Here is a 19,366-nt window from a genome sequence, read left to right as displayed (position 1 = left end):
AGGACATCCGACATGTGAAGGCGGCTTGGCACGCTATTCCAATTCTGCAGCTACGGCCCCCACCGTCCAAGGGTGATACCCGCATCGCCTCTATTCGGGCAACCGCTATCTCGGAAACAGTCTGTTGGATAGATCAGGGCATTGTTGCGGCAACTGGCCTTAATGCGGCCCTGAAAATGTCAGGTTTTTCTGCTCTCTTTGTGCCTAAAGTCCACTCATAGACCTCTTTGATCTGGGCCGCCTTGCGCGACCAGAGGAAATACTCATCGACCCGCGCCTTGGCCGCCTGCGCCATCGGTGCCAGTGCAGCAGGGTTGCCGAATAGGCGATCAGACAGGTCTGTCAGGGTTCGACCAAAGGCCGCTATGATCTCGTCGCGGCTGCCGCAGGGCACCTTGAAGCCGGTGTCGGCCGTGACAAGCTCTCCGGGTCCCGCGTAATCCACGATCACAGGCACGACCCCAAGCGCCATCGCCTCTAGGACGACACCGCCGCCGAATTCCCGGATCGACGGAAAGCTCAGGATATGGGACTGGCTCAGAATGGATTGCACATCCGCATGGGGGATCCACTTGTGAAAGGTCAATCCTTTCTTGCACCCCAGCGATGCTGCCTGTGCCATCAGCTGGCCCAGCATCGGCCCATCCCCGATGATATCGAGCGTCATGCGACCACTGCGCAACAGGTCCGCAGACGCCGCGATGAGCATGTCCGCACCCTTGTAGGGCACCAGACGCCCTACGAAACTCGCCTTGAGCACGTCTCCGTTGGGAGTTGCCCTCTGGTTGAACCGCGCCGGATCGATGCCATTTTCGGGGATATACAGCGTCTTGTCCTGATAGGCGTCGGGTATCTCGCTCTGGGTGTGGCGCGATCCGACCACGATGGCCGAGGCGTGTTTCAGAGTGCTGTGGCGGCCGGGCAGGTGTTTGTACGCGCTGCGCAGATAGCTCAGCCATTCTTTTTCCGCCCGACGTTCGGCGTCGAAATGCTTGGGCCAGGGCACACCCCCATTGATCGGTCCAAGGACAAAGGGCACACGAGCGCGGTTCACCTTGCTTGCAATCGGAGAAGTGATCGTCGGACTCAGCGGCGTGATGCGATGCACGATGTCGTACTCACCCGCCTTGATCGCCGGGCCGAACTCTTTCCAGACCAGGCGTTCGAACCACGGGTAGATCAGTGCGTTGAACGCCTGAAGCGTCGTCCAGCCCTTGCCTTCGCCCATCCGCAACTTTTCCGCCAGCGCCCAGAGGGGCCGGGCCACAGACTCGGAATCGATGGCGGTGAAATCGCGCCCTTCGATCAGGCCCGCGCGCAGGATCGCATCGCGGTTGCGAACCTGGGTGACCAGATGCACATCAGCCACATCGCGCAGCGCTTGCGCCAGTGACCAGCCGACCAGCGGCACACTGACCCATTCGGGATTTGCAGCCTCAGCAATGGCCAGCACCCGTGGGCGGGAAGTAATTGAGGAAATCATAGTGATACGAATTACCTACAGAACAGGACGCCATGCGAGACGATGGCTGGATTGATACGCCCCGCGGCTATCCCTGAGGCTTTCGGCATAGCCGGTCAAGGCCCCGGCCATCAACCAGGTCAGTGGAGTGAGGGTCGCATTGATCAACATGTCAAACACGTTGACAGCAAGCAAAAGGGATATTGGAACGATCAGAAGCGAATAATCCCCCTGATCGCGATATCTGGTCTCCCGCCAAAGGAAGAAAATAGGTGTGACGAGCAAACCGAATTCGGCAATGAACCCAAGCCATCCCAATTGCCCAATCAGAATGATCCATCGTCCATCGGTAATGGTTTCAATTTCACCATTGGCAGGATTCATGATCTGGTTGCGGTCGTAATTGCCCCAACCAAACATGGGTCTGGCCTGCGCACGTTCCAGAAGCTGGTTTTCGTTGGTAAAGCGGAAATCAAGCGATGCGGCGCGGTCCGGGTCGATGCTTTCAGCGAATTCAAGGATCTGTGCTTCCGGAACAAAACCGGCACTTTTCAGCGCTGGGTAGGTGACAGCAAAGGCGGCGATGCAGACCGCAAGACGCATCTGCCACCGCATCCCGAACGTCAGGATCACAGGGATCAGCACTGCAGCAAACAGCCAAGCCCCCAGCGATTTGGCCAGAACCAGAACGCCTGTCAGGTAGAGCGCAATCGCTACGATTTTCCAGCTATACTTGAATGCGCCGGTTTTCCAAAGCGCGCACGCCGCAACGATCGCCATCAGCAGATAGAAGGCGGCCCAGATGCCATGATAGAGGAACACCATCGGACGGAAGCCGCCAAACCGTATCGTCTGCGCGAAGTCATGCTGGAAATAGCCATAGATCCACAGGTTCAACTGCGGTGACAGGCGCACTTCGATAAGCATCGGCACGGAATACAGCAAACCGCCGATCATGAAGGCCACCATCAGATCGCGTTGATCCTCGGCACGTGCAAGAAACCTGCGCGCCAGAAGAAACGGCAGGACCAACAGAGCCTGCTGGATCACAAAGGCAATCGCATCGCGTACGCTCATGCCCTGAAGGTCGAATTCGCCCCAGAAAACCGGGTCCGTATTCAGAACGGCCGTTGCGACAGGCGAAAAGACGAACACAAGCAAGAGGCCGACTGTAAAAGGCGACCGCGGCAACGGATTGAAGTCTCGCGAATACAGCACATACCACATGACCAAGGCACTGAGCGCCGGAATCGTGTGCTTCGTCAGGGGCGGGATCAGCGGAAAGTCGAACTGAGCCGGTGGTTCGGGCAGGAACAGGTATCCCAGCAACAAGCTCGCGATCACAGCGCGGCCGGGCGGCAGTTTCTTGAAAAGAATGACCGTCACCAATGGCCATACAGCCAATACGAGGGTTGCCAAGGCATTTGGCATTTAGGGTCCTGCCGTTAGCGTGCGGTTCAGTGCGCGTTACATCATGTACACGGGTACTCACAGCCCGAAGCTGGTCCTGTTTCACGATGTGGTCACCATACTGCATTTGAAATACGGCACAAATGCTGCGGGATTGTAGTAAAACCATGTTTCGCGTGGCTTGCCTGTCCTCCACGATGACAGGCATCTGTGGTAAATTGGCTATAAGCGGCAGTCCAATGTGGCCCTATTGGCCGCGGCGACTCCCAGCTACTGTCCGGCCAACCGCGCCGGTCCTTTGGCCTGCGCCCTTCCCAGGGAGAGCCACCATGAAAATGACCACCGAAGAAGCTTTTGTCAAAGTCCTGCAGATGCACGGGATCGAACATGCGTTCGGTATCATCGGGTCTGCCTTCATGCCGATTTCGGATATTTTCCCGAAAGCGGGCATCACCTTCTGGGACTGCGCGCATGAAGGTTCGGGCGGGATGATGGCTGACGGGTACACCCGCGCCTCTGGCAAGATGAGCATGATGATCGCGCAGAACGGCCCCGGCATCACCAATTTCGTGACCGCCGTCAAAACCGCCTATTGGAACCACACGCCGCTTTTGCTGGTCACGCCGCAGGCCGCGAACAAGACCATCGGCCAGGGTGGTTTCCAGGAAGTCGAGCAGATGAAGCTGTTCGAAGACATGGTCGCTTACCAGGAAGAGGTACGCGATGCCTCCCGCGTGGCCGAAGTGCTGAACCGCGTGATCCTGAACGCCAAGCGCGCCTCTGCCCCGGCACAGATCAACATGCCGCGCGATTTCTGGACGCAGGTGATCGACATCGACCTGCCCGAAGTGGTCGAATTCGAACGCCCCTCTGGTGGCGACAGCGCGATTCAGCAGGCGGCAGACCTGTTGTCGACCGCCAGAAACCCCGTGATCCTGAATGGTGCCGGCGTGGTTCTCGCCGGTGCGATCCCCGCGTCGATGGCACTGGCGGAACGGCTGACCGCGCCGGTCTGTGTGGGCTACCAGCACAACGATGCCTTCCCCGGCTCACATCCTCTGTTCGCTGGTCCGTTGGGCTATAACGGCTCCAAGGCCGCGATGGAGCTGATTTCCGGCGCAGACGTGGTGCTCTGCCTTGGCACGCGCCTCAACCCGTTCTCGACCCTGCCGGGCTACGGCATTGACTACTGGCCCAAGGGGGCCAAGATCATCCAGGTCGACATCAACCCCGACCGTATCGGCCTGACCAAGAAAGTCAGCGTCGGCATCGTCGGTGACGCGAAAAAGGTGGCCGATGGCATCCTCGCGCGGCTGTCTGACACTGCGGGCGATGAGGGCCGCGAGGACCGAAAAGCCACAATCGCGAAAACCAAGTCCACATGGGCGCAGCAGTTGTCCAGCATGGACCACGAACAAGACGATCCGGGCACGTCCTGGAACGAACGCGCCCGTGCCGCCAAGCCGGACTGGATGAGCCCGCGCATGGCGTGGCGCGCGATCCAGTCGGCGCTGCCGAAAGACGCGATCATCTCGTCAGACATCGGCAACAACTGCGCCATCGGCAACGCCTACCCGTCGTTCGAAGAGGGCCGGAAATACCTTGCGCCGGGTCTGTTCGGCCCCTGTGGTTACGGTCTGCCGTCCATTGTGGGTGCCAAGATCGGATGCCCGGACGTGCCGGTGGTCGGTTTTGCTGGCGACGGTGCCTTCGGCATCGCGGTCACCGAACTCACCGCCATCGGTCGCCCGGAATGGCCCGCCATCACTCAGGTTGTGTTCCGCAACTACCAATGGGGTGCGGAAAAGCGCAACTCGACGCTGTGGTACGATGACAATTTCGTCGGCACCGAACTCGACGAGGGCGTCAGCTATGCCGCCATCGCCAAGGCATGTGGTCTCAAGGGCGTCGTTGCGCGCACGATGGATGAACTGCGCGATGCGCTGGACACCGCGATCAAGGACCAGATGGAGCATGGCAAGACCACTCTGATCGAAGCCATGATCAACCAGGAACTGGGGGAACCGTTCCGCCGTGACGCGATGAAGCCGCCGGTTGCGGTGGCGGGAATCGACCCGGCGGACATGCGCCCGCAGCAGGTCGCCTGAGATGGCTGACCCCGCAGTGGACGGGCCGATCCTGGTTCTCAATGCGGGGTCTTCCTCGATCAAGTTCGCGCTGTTCGATGCGGCTTTGACCGAGACACTCTCGGGAATGGCCGACGCCATCGGTGCGGCGTCCAGTCTGCAGATCGGTGACGACCGGCGACACACCCCGCTCATTGATCACCGCGCCGCGCTTGAGGCGATCCTGAAAGCGCTGTCGGATCGCGGCATCACGCCCGACCGGTTGCGCGCGGTTGGGCATCGCGTGGTGCATGGCGGGCGCAAGCTGACGGCGCCGATGCGCGTCACCGATCAGGTGCGCGCAGAGATTGCCAACTGCACGCCGCTTGCACCGTTGCACAATCCGCACAACCTTGCCCCGATGGAGGCTCTGTCGCGTCTTGCCCCCGACTTGCCCCAGTTCGCGAGCTTTGACACCTCGTTCCATGCCACCAACCCAAGTGTTGCAACGCGTTATGCGATCCCCAAGATGATGGAGACCAAGGGCATCCGCCGCTACGGGTTCCACGGTTTGAGCTATGCCTCTCTGGTGCGTCGCTTGCCCGAAGTCTCGGGCGAGGCGTTGCCCTCGCGCCTCTTGGCGTTTCACCTCGGCAACGGCGCGTCGCTCTGCGCGATCCACAACGGGCAATCCATCGCCACCACGATGGGGTACTCGCCGCTCGATGGTCTGACCATGGGCACACGGTCCGGCGGGATCGACGCCAACGCCGTGCTTCGCTTGGTCGAGGAAAACGGGCTGGAGCGCACCAAGGCGATCCTGAACCACGAAAGCGGATTGCTGGGCCTCTCCGGCGGCAAGTCAGACATGCGCAAGCTCATGGTCGATGCCTCTGCCGAGAGCGCCTTTGCCGTCGAACATTTCTGCTACTGGACGCTGCGCCATGCCGGGTCTCTGATCGCGGCGCTGGAAGGCTTGGATGCCATCGCGTTCACAGGCGGTATCGGCGAGAACGCCGTTGGTGTCCGGGCGCGGATTTTGCGCGGGCTGGAATGGGCCGGGGTTCGGATCAATCCGGACTTCAACCACCGCTCCGGGCCACGCCTGCATGCGGACAGTTCCAAGGTTTCAGTCTGGGTCATCCCCGCCGAAGAAGAGCGCATGATCGCAATGGACGCCGCGGCCTTGCTGGAGGCGGCGTGAGACCGATGACTCAGGCGCGCTGCGCGAGGGCGATGGTGACCAGCGTGGAGGCCACGATGTCCTCTGCCGTGGCGCCCCGGCTCAGGTCACAGACCGGTCGGGCAAAACCCTGCAGGAACGGCCCTATGGCCTGTGCGCCAGCCAGTTCCTGGCAGAGCTTGTACGCGATGTTGCCCGCGTCCAGCGATGGAAAGACCAGCACGTTTGCATCGCCGCTGCCCAAACCCTTCTTTGCGGCGATGGTTGCGTTCAATGCCGCATCCGCCTGCACCGGTCCGTCAAACCCGGTGGCCTCTGCAACCGCGCGCACCGTATCCACGCTGTCGCCCGCGCCGCTGGTGCCTGTCGAGAACGACAGCAGCGCAACCCGCGCTGACCCCAAAAGCACGCGTGCCGTGTCCGCCGAGGCGCGCGCGATGGCTTCGAGCGCGGTCGCGTCCGGCGCGACGTTCACGGCGCAATCGGCAAACACGAACGTGCGTCCGTCCGGGAACAGCATCAGGAAATATGACGACGGGATCGTGACACCGTCGGCAAGGCCGATGGCCATGCTCGCGGCCTCGATCACACGCCGGGTCGGGCTGTCTGCACCGGCCACCATCGCGTCCGCCTCGCCCGCAGCCACCATGGCAGCAGCCCGGTACAGCGGTTTCTGCAACAGCCGCCGGGCCATTGCCTCTTTCATCCCGCGCGCGCGCACCAACACCGCGACTTGCGCATCTGTAATCTCGGGTGTGACGCCCAGAACGGAACACAAATCATTCCCGGTCAAGTGCCGCGCGGCTTCTGCCACGCGCGGATCGTCCAGTTCGGGAAACACCACGCGGGTGTCAGACCCCGCTGCAATGGCGCGCGCCGCGTTCAGAACACTCATGTCGCTCTCCCGATTCCCACCGCAAAGGAGCCTTCAATGGCCGATGACGTCAAGATAAACCGAGGTTTGAAAGGGGTGTATTTCGAGCGATCGGGCGTCAGCGACATCGACGGTGCCGCAGGGATGCTGCAATATCGCGGGTATTCGATCCACGACCTTGCGACCCACGCGACCTTCGAGGAGGTCTGCCACCTCTTGATGAAGGGTGAATTGCCGACCGCCAGCGAACTTGCGGCTTTCGACGGCGCATTGAGGGCGGCGCGCGCCGTGCCGGATGCGGTGCTCGACATCATCCGCACCTGCAAGGACGGTTACCCGATGGATGTGCTGCGCACGGCGGTGTCCGCGCTGGCGGCGCTGGAGCCGGACAGCCTTGAAACTGGGGAGGAGGCGTTTCTGCGCAATGGCATGCGTCTGACCGCGCAGGTGCCGACACTGGTCGCAGCGCACGAGGCCATCCGCAACGGGCGCGATCCGGTGGCACCCGACGACAGCCTGAGCCATGCCGCGAACTGGCTCTGGATGCTCAAGGGCGAAACGCCGTCCGAGGATGCGGCGCGTCTGGCGGATGTGGATTTTGTTCTCCATGCCGAACACGGTGCGAACGCGTCAAGCTTTGCCGCGCGGGTGACGGTCGGGACCGAAGCCAACCTGCACGGGGCCATTGTCACGGCGCTCAGCACGCTGGCAGGTCCGGCGCATGGGGGTGCTGCGGAAGACGTGATGAAGATGGTCCGAGAGATCGGCACGCCGGAAAACGCCGAAGCCTATGTCAAGGCCAAGCGCGCCAACCGCGAGGCGGTCACCGGGTTCGGGCATCGGGTTTATCGCGCCGAAGACCCGCGCGCGCGCCACATGCGCGAAGGGGTGCGCAAGCTGGGCGAGGAAATGGGCGCGCCGGAATGGTACGCCATCCTGCAAGCCGTCGTCGAGGCGATGAAACCCTACAGCCGGCATGGCCTGAACGTGAACGTGGATTTCTATTCCGGCGTGATCTATCAGTTGCACGGCATCGCGATGGATCTCTATGTCCCGATCTTTGCCATCGGGCGCATGCCCGGCTGGGTGATCCAATGCATCGAACAGCAGCGCGGCAATATCCTGATCCGTCCGCTGACGCTTTATAACGGCCCCGAACCGCGTGCCTGGGTGCCTGTCGAGGATCGGTGAAACGGAAATGTAAGCGCTTGCATAATGCGCCTTTACCATCGGCGCGGAAACATGAACACTGTCGCCAAATCTGACCGGGGGCACATCCGGGCAGCAGAGGGAGGAAATCTATGGGCCATGTCCAGCCAGAGCTGAACCTGTCGCCGAAAGTCTCGGACGAGGTGCGCAAGACCACATGCTACATGTGCGCCTGCCGCTGCGGGATCAACGTGCACATGAAGGAGGGCAAGGTCGCCTATATCGAGGGCAACCGCGATCACCCGGTCAACAAGGGCGTTCTTTGTGCCAAGGGCAGCGCCGGGATCATGCAGCACAATGCGCCGTCCCGTCTGCGTGCGCCTCTGAAGCGTGTCGGCCCGCGCGGCTCCGGCGAATTCGAGGAAATCAGCTGGGACGAGGCGCTGGAGATCGCAACCGGATGGCTCAAGCCGATCCGCGACACCGCGCCCGAAAAGCTCGCGTTCTTCACCGGGCGCGACCAATCGCAATCCTTCACCAGCTTCTGGGCGCAGAATTTCGGAACGCCCAACTATGCCGCGCATGGCGGGTTCTGTTCCGTCAACATGGCGGCGGCAGGTATTTACACGATGGGCGGCGCGTTTTGGGAATTCGGCCAGCCCGACTGGGACCATACCAAACTCTTCATTCTATTCGGCGTGGCCGAGGATCACGACAGCAACCCGATCAAGATGGGACTGGGCAAGATCAAGGCGCGCGGTGCCAAGGTGATCGGCGTCAACCCGATCCGGACCGGCTATAACGCGATCGCCGATGATTGGGTCGGCATCACGCCCGGCACCGATGGCCTGTTCATCCTCGCGCTGGTCCACGAATTGCTGAAGGCCGGCAAGATCGACCTCGATTACCTCGCCCGCTACACCAATGCGCCCGTGCTGGTGAACAGCGATCCGAAATCGCCCGAACATGGCCTGTTCCTCAAGGACGACAACGGCAAGCCGCTGGTCATGGACCGTGTCACAGGCAAGCTGACGGCGTTTGACGAACCGGGTGTGAAACCCGATCTGGCAGCCAGCTACCGCCATGCCGGGATCACGCACAAGCCGGTGATGCATCTTCTGGCCGAGCGCTATCTCGATCCGCAATACGCCCCCGAAGCGGTGGCCGACACCTGCGGCGTGTCCGCCACCAAGATCAAGCGCATCGCGGCCGAGATTGCCCGCGTCGCCTTTGACGAAGCGATCGAGATCGACCAGCCCTGGACCGATTTCCGCGGCGAGAAACATGACAAGATGGTCGGCCGCCCGGTCAGTTTCCACGCCATGCGCGGGATCTCTGCCCATTCCAACGGCTTTCAGACCTGCCGCGCGCTGCATGTGTTGCAAATCCTGCTGGGCAGCGTCGAAACTCCCGGCGGGTTCCGGTTCAAACCGCCCTATCCCAAACCGGCGACTGCGCACCCGAAACCGCATTGCAAGGTGACACCGGGCAAACCCCTTGACGGCCCGCATCTGGGCTTTGTCCATGGCCCCGATGACCTCTGCCTCAAGGAAGACGGCACACCCGCCCGCATCGACAAGGCGTTCACATGGGAAAACCCCATGAGCGCCCATGGCCTGATGCATATGGTGATTTCGAACGCCTATGCCGGTGACCCCTACAAGATCGACACGCTGTTCATGTACATGGCCAACATGTCGTGGAACTCGTCGATGAACACCTCGGGTGTCATGAAGATGCTGACCGACACCGACGAGACCGGCGAGTACGTGATCCCACGCATCATCTACTCCGATGCCTATTCGTCGGAAATGGTGGCTTATGCCGACCTGATCCTGCCCGACACGACCTACCTCGAACGGCACGATTGCATCTCGCTTCTCGACCGCCCGATCTGCGAGGCGGATGCCGCGGCGGATGCGATCCGCTGGCCAGTGGTGCAGCCTGACCGTGATGTGCGCGGCTTCCAGTCGGTGCTCTGCGAGTTGGGGGCAAAGCTCGACCTGCCCGGTTTTGTCAACGAGGACGGAACCCAGAAATATGCCGATTACGCCGATTACATCACCAACCATCAACGCCGTCCCGGGATCGGGCCGCTTGCTGGTTGGCGCATGGGCGAAGAGGGGGTGACCGGCGGGCGCGGCGACGCGAACGAGGCGCAGATCGACAGCTATATCGCCAATGGCGGGTTCTGGTCGTCGCACGTTCCGGATGAAGGCCTGTATTACAAACCGTGGAACAAGGCCTATCAGGAATGGGCGGTGCAGATCGGCCTCTACGATGCGCCCGCGCCCTACATCTTCCAGCTTTACGTCGAACCGATGCGCAAGTTCCAGCTGGCCGCCGAAGGGCAGGGCGACCGCCAGCCGCCGGATCATCTGCGCGACCGCATCAAGCACACGCTCGACCCGCTACCAATCTGGTACGCGCCGTTCGAGGACGACCGCGTCGATACCGATGAATTCGCGATCCACGCGCTGACCCAGCGCCCAATGGCGATGTACCACAGCTGGGGCACCCAGAACGCGTGGCTGCGGCAGATTCACGGCCACAACCCGCTCTACCTGCCGACAAAGCTGTGGGAGAAACATGGCTTCAAGACCGGCGAATGGGCCAAGGTCACCTCGGCCCATGGCGACATCACGGTGCCCGTCGCGCATATGGCTGCGCTCAACGAAAACACCGTCTGGACATGGAACGCCATCGGCAAGCGCAAGGGTGCATGGGCGCTTGACAAAGACGCGCCCGAAGCGACCAAGGGCTTCCTGCTGAACCACCTGATCCATGAGCTTTTGCCGCCCAAGGGCGACGGGTTGCGCTGGGCCAATTCCGACCCGGTGACAGGACAGGCGGCGTGGTTCGACTTGCGGGTGAAGATCGAAAAGGTCGACGGCCCGTCTGAATCCCACCCGGTGTTCGAAGAACTGACATCACCAGTTGGCAAGGGGCCTGACGAACTGCGCTGGAAGGTGGAACCATGAACGCCGCAATGAAAGCCACTCTGATCGCGATTGCCGTGGTTCTGATCGGCATGGCCGCATCATTCATCTGGTTTGTCGCCACCTGGGACAAAGAAGCAGAGCAGCCGGTCGGGTTCCACCAGACGCCAACACACATGATGACGGAGGACCGCCGCACATGACGCAGCTTCCCGAAAAGACCGACCGCAAGATGGGACTGGTGATCGACCTCGACACCTGCGTCGGGTGTCATGCCTGTGTCGTGTCCTGCAAGGGCTGGAACACCGAAAACTACGGCGCGCCGCTGTCCGACCAGAATCCCTATGGCGCGGACCCCTCCGGTACGTTCCTGAACCGCATCCACTCCTACGAAGTGCAGCCCGAGACTGGCCCGGCGCAGCTTGTTCACTTCCCGAAATCCTGCCTGCATTGCGAAGACGCGCCCTGCGTGACCGTCTGCCCGACCGGCGCCAGCTACAAGCGCACCGAGGACGGGATCGTTCTGGTCAACGAGAAAGACTGCATCGGCTGCGGCCTCTGTGCCTGGGCCTGCCCCTACGGTGCGCGCGAGCTGGACAAGGCGGAAGGTGTCATGAAGAAATGCACCCTCTGCGTGGATCGCATCTACAACGAAAACCTCCCCGAGGAAGACCGCGTGCCTGCCTGCGTACGGACCTGTCCGTCGAATGCCCGCCACTTCGGGGATCTGGGCGATCCCGACAGCGACGTGAGCCAGCTGGTCGCGGAACGTGGCGGGATGGACCTGATGCCGGAACTAGGCACCAAGCCCGTCAACAAATACCTGCCGCCGCGCCCCAAGGATCGGCTGAACGAAGAGATCGACATCCTCGCCCCGCTGCTCGCCCCGGTGGTGCAAGAGCCAAAGGGCTTTCTGGGATGGCTCGACAAAGCGCTGGAGAAACTCTGATGCATCCGGCTCCGTCAATCATCGCCTTCAGCACGTTTTCCGGGCTTGGCCTTGGCCTGCTGTTCTGGCTGGGGATCGACCAGACACCGCCGACCGGTTGGGTCGCCTTTGCCTTCTTCGCAATCGGCTACGCGCTTGCCGTGGGCGGATTGGTGTCGTCAACCTTCCACCTGGGCCGTCCCGAGCGCGCGCTCAAGGCGTTCACCCAGTGGCAGACAAGCTGGCTCAGCCGCGAGGCATGGGCTGCGGTAGCCGCCCTGGTGACCATGGGCCTGTACGCCTTCATGCTGGTCTTCCTGAACATCCACCTCGCCATCCTTGGCCAGATCGGTGCGTTCTTCTGCCTTGTGACGGTCTACACCACCTCCATGATCTACGCGCAGCTCAAGACGGTGCCGCGCTGGAACACCGGGCTGACCTCGGCGCTCTTCATCGCGCTGTCGGTTGCGGGTGGCGCGCTTCTGTCGGGGCGGGTGACCATCGGCCTGATCCTGATCCTCGTGGCGGGCGGGATTCAGGCGCTCTGGTGGAAAACCGGAGACACACGGTTCGCAAAAAGCGGAACCGATCTCAAGACCGCCACCGGGCTGGGCAGCATCGGCACGGTGCGCGCTTTCGAGCCGCCCCACACCGGCACGAACTACCTGGTTAACGAGATGGTCTACACGGTCGGTCGCAGACATGCGCTCAAGCTGCGCATGATCGCCTTCCTGCTGATGCTGGTGGTGCCTGTCCTGCTGCTGCTTCTGCCCTATCCCCACATCTTCGGGGTGCTGGCCCTGCTCAGCCACATCGCCGGAGTGCTGGTGTCCCGCTGGCTGTTCTTTGCAGAAGCCGAGCATGTCGTCGGGCTCTATTACGGGATGCGCTGAAGAGCGGTCAGGCCGAACCGCGCCGGATCAACGAAACAGGGAGCGGAGCCGGGGCAGACACCTCGGCCGCGCTTATTTCCGACAAAAGCACATCGACTGCCGTTGTCACCATCGCCTGCGCATCCTGACGAATAGTGGTGAGCGCATAGGCGGGCCAAGCCGCACTTGGCACGTCATCGAACCCGATCAGCGCTACGTCTTCCGGAACCGACAGCCCGAGTTCGGACCGCAACACATCCATCACGCCAAACGCCATGTAGTCATTCGCCACGAACACCGCATCCGGGCGATCCGGCGTGTCGAACATTCGCCGCGTCGCGTCCTTGGCGCGGGGCAGGCGGAAATCACCGACCTCCCGCGCGAACAGACCAAGCCCCGCCGCGCGGAGCCCCTCCATCAACCCGGCCTCGCGGTCTCGCTGCGTGCTGGCGCCTTCCCACCCGGCGATATGCCCGATGCGGGTGCGTCCCAGCGCAATCAGATGCTCTGCCGCCAGACGCCCGCCCATCCGGTTGTCGGACACCACGGCCAACTCGCCCTCTGTCTCCAGCTTGCGGTTGAACAGTACAACGGGCACGCCCGACGCGCGACAGCGCTTCGCCAGATCGGAACTCAGCGCGACCGAAGCCAGAACCAGGCCATCCACCTGGTAGTCGAGGATCTGGCTCACGATGCCTTCGATGTCATCCGCCCCGTGTGCGGCCATGAAGACCAGAACGTGATAGCCCTCGCGCTCCAGTGCCTCGGACAAGAGCTCCAGCACCGTGGGATAGAAATGGTTGTCGAGATAGGCCACCACCAGCCCGATGATCTTGCTTTTGCCGGTCAGCATCGCGCGTGCCAGCACGTTGGGCCGGTAGCCAAGCGCATTCGCGGCCTCGCGCACCTTCACGGCGGTGCGTTCGCTCACCGATGCACCGGGAGTGAACACCCGACTGACAGCGGACCGACTGACCCCCGCACGCTTGGCGACGTCAAGCGAGGTGACTTTGCGGGGCGTCGTCACGAGGCCGTCACGCGTTTTTCGCCCCGGTCAACGGCTGCTGAGTTACGACCCGGATCATTATGTGATGCACCTGCCATCATCCCTCGCTGCATGCGTGTGAAAGAAATGGCCGAAACCGCAGCGCTTTTGCAAGCACGGGTTTACTTCGACTTCCAGCTGTCCAGCCACCGACGGAACCCGCCGCGGCGTCGGGCGATGCCGTCTCCAACCGATTCAAACCCCTCTTCCACGTCTTCCAGAACCGGGTCGATGCGCGCGATACGGAACCGCCGCCAACGCACCCAGATCGCCCAGAGCAAGGCCGCGAGCAGCGTCAGGATGATGATGTTGATCCACGGGATGATCCGGACATCCGGCCCGTCCACCGCGCGCACGCTGATCGCGTTGGGGAAAATGGTGAAGAACTCGTTGCGCCAGCCGTAATGCTTGATCACCACCCATTGCGGATCAGCCGAGGTGCTACGCAGGTCCGCCGCTTCGGCCTGAAGGTTCGACGTGTCGAACTTGAAATAGGGCGGCCAGCCCCAGCCTGTATCCTCGTTGCGGTAGACCATCACATCGCCGCCCGACCGCACCGCAGAGATGAAAAAGACGTCCCGGTTCGGCAGGCTCCCATCGGTACCAACATCGGCCGAGGCCCAGAACCAGCGGTTCTCACCCGGATCCACGCGCCGCACCTCGGTATCTGTGATCCGCGCCACGTCATGCTGCGGCAGCGTGTAATGCAGGAACGACGCGAACAGCACCCAGAAGGTCAGGATGATGGCCCATTTGATATACCCCACGGCGTCGTCCCCTCAGTGGAAATTCGTCAAGTAGATGATGACAGAGATAACCGTCAGCGGCACGATATACACCCCCAGAATGAGCTTTCGCCGCAGCGACCCGTCATAGTCGCGCAACCCCGCCTTCACAAAGGCCTCGCGGTCGCCCGTCTGGATCTCTTCGTCCCATTCGCGTTCCAGCTTGTCCCGCCGCACCGCACGGGAATAGAGCGACAGACAGATATAGACCACGCTCAGGACAAGAAACCCAACAACCAGCAGACGCCCAAGTGCCAACATACGCTACCTCCGAACCGCGCCCCAGGGACCAACACGCGCGACCACATCGTCGCGGATTGGCGCCGGTTCTTCAAGCGGCGCGTCATGCCCGAACAGCGCCTCGCGCGCCCCCGCCTTGTCCGCCACGTATTCGCGGGTCAGGAAATCGACCACATAGGCGCGTTTCGTGTCGGTCCAGCCCCGATAGGCGGCGTAGAACGCCTCCTTGTGGCAGATATAGAGCTGCCGGATATCCTTGGGCGACAACTCCGACAGCAGCATGTTGACGAGGCTCGCATCGGGTGTCGCACTGGCCCGCAGCGTATAGAAATAGGCCGGGTGATCACTGGCGATCCGGGGCCATGTTGCATCTCCCTCGGCCCATTGCACCAGCTGGTTCAGCGCGTGCCATTCGGGCGGCAACCGGTCCGAGTATCTGCGGGCCAGCCCCCGAATGTCCCGCCGCGTGGCCCCCGTCAGATCGATCTCGGCCTCCTGCGCGATATCCACGACGATGAAGTCCATCTTCTGCCGCAAGATCGCGCCTGAATCGATGCCGCGCGCCTTGACGATCGGCTCCACCAGCCCGTTCAGGTCCAGAAACTTCGCCACCTTGTTCCGGTCCTGCAACGTGAACGTATAGGCAATCGGCAAGCCCGGCACCGCGTCCCCGGCACAGATCGCCGCCGGATGCTCCACCTGCCGAAACACATACATCCCGCCGAAATGACTGGTGTGAAAGTTCTCCTGGCGGAACTCCATCTGCTTGAGCCGCACCGGATTGCGCACCACATCGCCCGTGCGTTTGGCGAGGCCGATCATCTTTGCGATCAGCACATCATCAAACCAGCCGTCAGGGTCGGTCTTGAACCGATCCACCAGCGCGCCCAGCTTTTCCGCATCGCGCACCGTGCCGCTGGTCGTGTCGGCCTCGATCCTGATCGTGTGAATGTCGAACAGCCGCGCAGGGCTCCTGACGTCGAACACCGTATTCACCAACTCCCCCGCCACCGCATCCTTGGCGGTGAGCGCGAACAACTGGCTCTCGTTCGCCTCGATGAACTGCCGCAGAATATCCCGCGAGGTCGAGAACTTTGCATCGAGCAGCGGCGCCGTCTTCTGCTGCGTCGTCAGCAGAATGAACTGCCGGTTCACCCCGTTGTGGTTGAGGTAGAGCGGATCGTTCAACTCGTCCCCCACCTCGGGCGAGAAGCCGGAAATGTCGATGTGGAAATCGGTCTGGGTCGTGGTCTTGCCCGTGAGATGCTTGAGCGCCCTGTTATACCGTTCGATGAGCGCCGGCGAGGTGACATGGATCAGGTTGCCGAACATCAGGCCGGATTGGATGAGGCGGTTCATGTTTCGTCACTCTGCGATCTTTGACGTTTTCTCGCAGCCATTTCTGACACCGCATGCTCGACAAGTTTTATCTTCGTCATGTTGGTGTCTCGGAGCATTTCGTCCACTTCTGCTTCGCCATGTATCAATTGATTTCGAATTTTCTGAACCTCAGAAAAGGTCATCACAACTGCCGCTGAAAGTTCTCCTTCTTCATTTAAAGATACGACATTCATTGAAGATGAAGAGTGCCTGCCGTTCTGTGCCCATTGGGCCAGTAGGCGTTCAATCTTGATCCAAGAATCGAAAAACTCGCCAATAAGCTCAGCATGTGAATTCTCCGGGAACACAATTTCCAATTCGACGCCAAAGAGCGCTTCGAAGAGCTTTTCGCATAGCTCTGCGTAAACTTCGACGTTTTTTCGTTCAATCGTTAAGCCATTACCTTGATGATAAAGTTCATTCCTTAATCTATGAAACCACTCAAATTCCCCTAAGTTCAAACCAATGATTTTGTCACTGGCGTGTTGTTCGATACCATCCAAAAGACTAGGAAAGTTTTTGCAGTACTCGTCCCGCTCGCGTCTAGAAAGTTGTAAACCAGTGACCCGTTTTGGTAGTGTCAAATAGGTCTGCATGGTCAGCTCGGCTGCATTATCGACCAAGATCATTGCAATACGACGCTTTGCATCTGACTGCTCGGAAATCAGTGAAATACCATGTTGCAATAGTTCTGCAGGACCCGCAGCCCAGAGAGGATGTTCACCATTCATCCGTTCCCCTCCAAGCTCTGCCTTTCGCGGGCAGCAATCTGAATGACACGAATAGCAAGGAGAGGTGCCCAAAGTATGGCGGATCCCACCCAAGAAAAGATCATGTTGGACGAGAAACTACGTCCCAAAACCGGGTCGCCCGAAATACGAAAATACGTCCAGTTCGCAAGTCCGAGTATAATCCCAATCCCAAATGCGCTGAGAGCAAAGCGTTTCAAACCTTTCCATGTTGCGTCACGGCGCACCGGCAGTGCGGAAGGCAGAGCAAAGCAAAGGCCAAGTATCAGGGCAAACGTGAAGACGGAAAACAGCGTCACCCCTTCCCCTCCAACCATCTCTTCTTCGCCTCTTCCTGACGCCCGAAGTCCCGCACCATCCCCTCGATCGCCACCTCATCCGACTTGTCCGCGTACCTGAACTCGGAATCCGCGTAGCGGTTGATCTCCTGGATCACCATTTGAGTCGTGATCGGCCGCCGCAATTCCTCGATCATCGCGGCCTTCTCGTCATACGGTTTGAACAGGAACAGATCCGGCTGCTCCATCCAGTCATCCGGCAACTCGAAATCCATCGCGCGGACCTTCACCGCGTCGGTGATGTTCTTGATCGCGCGGCCCGTAAAGCGCGGGTCGGCCTCCTGAATGGCCTTGAGATAGGTGCCCATCTTGGCAATCGTGTCGAGCGCGCCGATCTGCGACGACACCCGGTCGAACACCTCCAAAAGCCCCGGCTCCTTGGGCCGATTGTGCGACGCGAACGACGCCGCCACCGCCTTCTGGATGGCTTGCGCCGCATAAAGCTCGTGATCGCCCAGCGGGATGTCGTGCTTGCGCCCCATCAAGAGCGCGAGGATGTCGATGTAATCCTCCCGCGTCTGCGGCCCGTCCACAAGAAACCGCGCCCCCGCCCGCTGCCGCAACGCATCATCCACGTTCTCGGGAAAGTTCGAGAACATGCCGAACGTGCAGTTCCCCCGCACCACCGTATTGGCCCCCGCGAACGCCTCCATGAACACCGCCGTGACCTCTTGCTGGCCCGCGCTGGACTGCCGGTCGCCGCGCTTGCCCGCGATCTGGTCGATGTCGTCAATCGTCCCGAAGCCGATCACCGAAGGGTCGAGCACATTGTTGATGAACGCCTTCGCGTTCTGCCCCGACTTGCCCTGATAGCTGTCGATATTGTCGATGCCGAAATTCTGATACCTGAACGTGTAGCCCGCGTTCTGGCAATACTCATGGATCATCCCTGCCATCATCTGGATCAGCGTCGTCTTGCCCGTCCCCGGCGCGCCATCCCCCATGAAGGTAAAGATGAACCCACCGAGTTCGGCAAACGGGTTGAGCCTTCGTTCAAAGTCATAGGCCATCAGCATCTTCGCCAGCCGCATCGCCTGGTACTTGGCGATGTGGTTGCCCACCACCTCGTTCGGCTTCTTGAACTGCATGGTAAGGGTGGTGCTTTTGGCCTTGGTCGCAGGCGTGAAGCCCCGCAGCGTCAGGTCATCCGCCTCCACCCGCCAATTGGCCGAGGTGAACGCTCCTGTCCGCGCGCCGTTCTGCGCCCGAAGCGCGATCCGCTCCATCAGCTGTTCGGCAAAGGCGAGCACGGTCGCCACCATGCGCGGCTCGTCACTCGCATGCAACGCCAGTTTCTGGTCCAACTCCCAAAGCGCCCCATGCAAGGCCAACTGCGCATTGTCGGTCAACACCTCCTGCACCTCACCCACATCGACCGTCACCTCCGACGACTGAGACGCCAACAGAAATGCCGTCGCATTGGCGAAGACATACCCCACAGCCAGCGCCTCACCCTCCAGCAAAGCCGAAAACTCCGCTTTCCGATCTGCACCCAACGACCCCTGCAAATTCGCGCGCTTCAACTCACCAAGGCCCGTGGCATCCGAAACCGCCTCGCCCATCGCCAGCGCAATCCCCAAGGCCCGCCGCAGCCCATGCATCACCGCCGCTTGCGCGGGCGACACGAGCGGATCATCCCCATCCGCCTCCGCAATCCGGTCGAGCAGGTGCACGCCGTCTGGTCGCGCAGTGGACCGCGTCACCAGCCCCGGCGTCGTTGACCGAAACCGCCGCCGCGTTCCGATCCCCGAAGACCGCTCCTGCGTCGCAGGCTCCGCCCCAGACGCCACCCGTGGCGTGTGGTCGAACCCCTCCAGCATGGCATTGGCTGCCGCATAATGCTTGCGGATGGCGTCTTCACGCAGTTCCATCAGATCCGAGGTCACAGACATGGGCGCATCCCCTGCTTCTTCTTGTCAAAAATACTCACAAATCCGCTCGCCGTT

General features: G+C 61.2%; 17 protein-coding genes. 7 read left to right on the top strand and 10 right to left on the bottom strand.

Annotated features, from left to right (window positions below):
* Positions 1–133 precede the first annotated feature (133 nt).
* Together IEV82_RS02555 and IEV82_RS02550 are read right to left on the bottom strand one after the other, a co-directional pair.
* Positions 134–1,483, bottom strand: a complete 1,350-nt coding sequence (locus tag IEV82_RS02555) for a glycosyltransferase family 4 protein (protein ID WP_188480377.1) — start codon at positions 1,481–1,483, stop codon at positions 134–136.
* Positions 1,484–1,498: 15 nt separating this feature from the next.
* On the bottom strand, positions 1,499–2,893 hold the full coding sequence (locus IEV82_RS02550) for an O-antigen ligase family protein (RefSeq protein WP_188480376.1): 1,395 nt from the start codon (positions 2,891–2,893) through the stop codon (positions 1,499–1,501).
* Between the two features lie 308 nt (positions 2,894–3,201).
* Here IEV82_RS02550 and xsc point away from each other — a divergent pair, with 308 nt between their 5' ends.
* Together xsc and IEV82_RS02540 are read left to right on the top strand one after the other, a co-directional pair.
* Entirely contained in the window at positions 3,202–4,980 is a 1,779-nt protein-coding gene (xsc, locus tag IEV82_RS02545; RefSeq protein ID WP_188480375.1) for a sulfoacetaldehyde acetyltransferase, read from the top strand.
* A gap of 1 nt (position 4,981) precedes the next feature.
* Entirely contained in the window at positions 4,982–6,142 is a 1,161-nt protein-coding gene (locus tag IEV82_RS02540; RefSeq protein ID WP_188480374.1) for an acetate/propionate family kinase, read from the top strand.
* 10 nt (positions 6,143–6,152) lie between these two features.
* On the opposite strand, the gene IEV82_RS02535 is transcribed toward IEV82_RS02540, so the two are convergent.
* Entirely contained in the window at positions 6,153–7,016 is an 864-nt protein-coding gene (locus tag IEV82_RS02535; RefSeq protein WP_188480373.1) for a phosphate acyltransferase, read from the bottom strand.
* Positions 7,017–7,052: 36 nt separating this feature from the next.
* Here IEV82_RS02535 and IEV82_RS02530 point away from each other — a divergent pair, with 36 nt between their 5' ends.
* The 5 genes from IEV82_RS02530 (at position 7,053) to IEV82_RS02510 (ending at position 12,904) form a co-directional block, all read left to right on the top strand.
* Positions 7,053–8,186 (top strand): citrate/2-methylcitrate synthase, encoded by a 1,134-nt coding sequence (locus IEV82_RS02530; protein WP_188480372.1) that lies wholly within the window; start codon positions 7,053–7,055, stop codon positions 8,184–8,186.
* Positions 8,187–8,296: 110 nt separating this feature from the next.
* Positions 8,297–11,125 carry a molybdopterin oxidoreductase family protein gene (locus IEV82_RS02525; RefSeq protein WP_188480371.1) on the top strand — a complete coding sequence of 943 codons (2,829 nt, stop codon included), beginning with the start codon at positions 8,297–8,299 and terminating at the stop codon, positions 11,123–11,125.
* A gap of 8 nt (positions 11,126–11,133) precedes the next feature.
* The gene (locus IEV82_RS02520; RefSeq protein WP_188480370.1) at positions 11,134–11,286 is read left to right on the top strand and encodes a hypothetical protein; all 153 of its coding nucleotides are present in this window, start codon (positions 11,134–11,136) and stop codon (positions 11,284–11,286) included.
* Entirely contained in the window at positions 11,283–12,032 is a 750-nt protein-coding gene (locus IEV82_RS02515) for a 4Fe-4S dicluster domain-containing protein (protein WP_188480369.1), read from the top strand. Before IEV82_RS02520 ends, IEV82_RS02515 begins: the two co-directional genes overlap by 4 nt.
* Entirely contained in the window at positions 12,032–12,904 is an 873-nt protein-coding gene (locus IEV82_RS02510) for a dimethyl sulfoxide reductase anchor subunit family protein (RefSeq protein ID WP_188480368.1), read from the top strand. The genes IEV82_RS02515 and IEV82_RS02510 overlap by 1 nt, the downstream gene beginning before the upstream one ends.
* A gap of 7 nt (positions 12,905–12,911) precedes the next feature.
* On the opposite strand, the gene IEV82_RS02505 is transcribed toward IEV82_RS02510, so the two are convergent.
* From IEV82_RS02505 to IEV82_RS02475, 7 genes are all read right to left on the bottom strand, one after another.
* Complete coding sequence (locus IEV82_RS02505; protein WP_188480367.1) at positions 12,912–13,910, bottom strand: LacI family DNA-binding transcriptional regulator; 999 nt, start codon at positions 13,908–13,910, stop codon at positions 12,912–12,914.
* Between the two features lie 140 nt (positions 13,911–14,050).
* Positions 14,051–14,695, bottom strand: coding sequence for a DUF1523 family protein (locus IEV82_RS02500; protein WP_188480366.1), 645 nt, complete (start codon positions 14,693–14,695; stop codon positions 14,051–14,053).
* A gap of 12 nt (positions 14,696–14,707) precedes the next feature.
* On the bottom strand, positions 14,708–14,974 hold the full coding sequence (locus tag IEV82_RS02495; RefSeq protein ID WP_188480365.1) for a hypothetical protein: 267 nt from the start codon (positions 14,972–14,974) through the stop codon (positions 14,708–14,710).
* A gap of 3 nt (positions 14,975–14,977) precedes the next feature.
* Complete coding sequence (locus IEV82_RS02490; RefSeq protein WP_188480364.1) at positions 14,978–16,312, bottom strand: DUF6638 family protein; 1,335 nt, start codon at positions 16,310–16,312, stop codon at positions 14,978–14,980.
* On the bottom strand, positions 16,309–17,064 hold the full coding sequence (locus IEV82_RS02485; RefSeq protein ID WP_188480363.1) for a hypothetical protein: 756 nt from the start codon (positions 17,062–17,064) through the stop codon (positions 16,309–16,311). Before IEV82_RS02485 ends, IEV82_RS02490 begins: the two co-directional genes overlap by 4 nt.
* The gene (locus IEV82_RS02480) at positions 17,061–17,381 is read right to left on the bottom strand and encodes a hypothetical protein (protein WP_188480362.1); all 321 of its coding nucleotides are present in this window, start codon (positions 17,379–17,381) and stop codon (positions 17,061–17,063) included. Before IEV82_RS02480 ends, IEV82_RS02485 begins: the two co-directional genes overlap by 4 nt.
* Positions 17,378–19,312, bottom strand: a complete 1,935-nt coding sequence (locus IEV82_RS02475) for an AAA family ATPase (protein WP_188480361.1) — start codon at positions 19,310–19,312, stop codon at positions 17,378–17,380. Before IEV82_RS02475 ends, IEV82_RS02480 begins: the two co-directional genes overlap by 4 nt.
* Between the last annotated feature and the right edge of the window lie 54 nt (positions 19,313–19,366).

The sequence above is a fragment of the Marivita lacus genome (genome assembly GCF_014637725.1).
GTDB lineage: Bacteria > Pseudomonadota > Alphaproteobacteria > Rhodobacterales > Rhodobacteraceae > Marivita > Marivita lacus.
Note: the sequence above shows the minus strand (reverse complement) of the source record. Positions and strands in the feature narration are given on the sequence as shown.

Excerpts from the sequence above, each read along its gene's own strand:
- IEV82_RS02555 (WP_188480377.1), bottom strand. The coding sequence starts at position 1,483 with ATGATTTCCTCAATTACTTCCCGCCCACGGGTGCTGGCCATTGCTGAG.
- IEV82_RS02550 (WP_188480376.1), bottom strand. The coding sequence starts at position 2,893 with ATGCCAAATGCCTTGGCAACCCTCGTATTGGCTGTATGGCCATTGGTG.
- xsc (WP_188480375.1), top strand. The coding sequence starts at position 3,202 with ATGAAAATGACCACCGAAGAAGCTTTTGTCAAAGTCCTGCAGATGCAC.
- IEV82_RS02540 (WP_188480374.1), top strand. The coding sequence starts at position 4,982 with ATGGCTGACCCCGCAGTGGACGGGCCGATCCTGGTTCTCAATGCGGGG.
- IEV82_RS02535 (WP_188480373.1), bottom strand. The coding sequence starts at position 7,016 with ATGAGTGTTCTGAACGCGGCGCGCGCCATTGCAGCGGGGTCTGACACC.
- IEV82_RS02530 (WP_188480372.1), top strand. The coding sequence starts at position 7,053 with ATGGCCGATGACGTCAAGATAAACCGAGGTTTGAAAGGGGTGTATTTC.
- IEV82_RS02525 (WP_188480371.1), top strand. The coding sequence starts at position 8,297 with ATGGGCCATGTCCAGCCAGAGCTGAACCTGTCGCCGAAAGTCTCGGAC.
- IEV82_RS02520 (WP_188480370.1), top strand. The coding sequence starts at position 11,134 with ATGAAAGCCACTCTGATCGCGATTGCCGTGGTTCTGATCGGCATGGCC.
- IEV82_RS02515 (WP_188480369.1), top strand. The coding sequence starts at position 11,283 with ATGACGCAGCTTCCCGAAAAGACCGACCGCAAGATGGGACTGGTGATC.
- IEV82_RS02510 (WP_188480368.1), top strand. The coding sequence starts at position 12,032 with ATGCATCCGGCTCCGTCAATCATCGCCTTCAGCACGTTTTCCGGGCTT.
- IEV82_RS02495 (WP_188480365.1), bottom strand. The coding sequence starts at position 14,974 with ATGTTGGCACTTGGGCGTCTGCTGGTTGTTGGGTTTCTTGTCCTGAGC.
- IEV82_RS02490 (WP_188480364.1), bottom strand. The coding sequence starts at position 16,312 with ATGAACCGCCTCATCCAATCCGGCCTGATGTTCGGCAACCTGATCCAT.
- IEV82_RS02485 (WP_188480363.1), bottom strand. The coding sequence starts at position 17,064 with ATGAATGGTGAACATCCTCTCTGGGCTGCGGGTCCTGCAGAACTATTG.
- IEV82_RS02475 (WP_188480361.1), bottom strand. The coding sequence starts at position 19,312 with ATGTCTGTGACCTCGGATCTGATGGAACTGCGTGAAGACGCCATCCGC.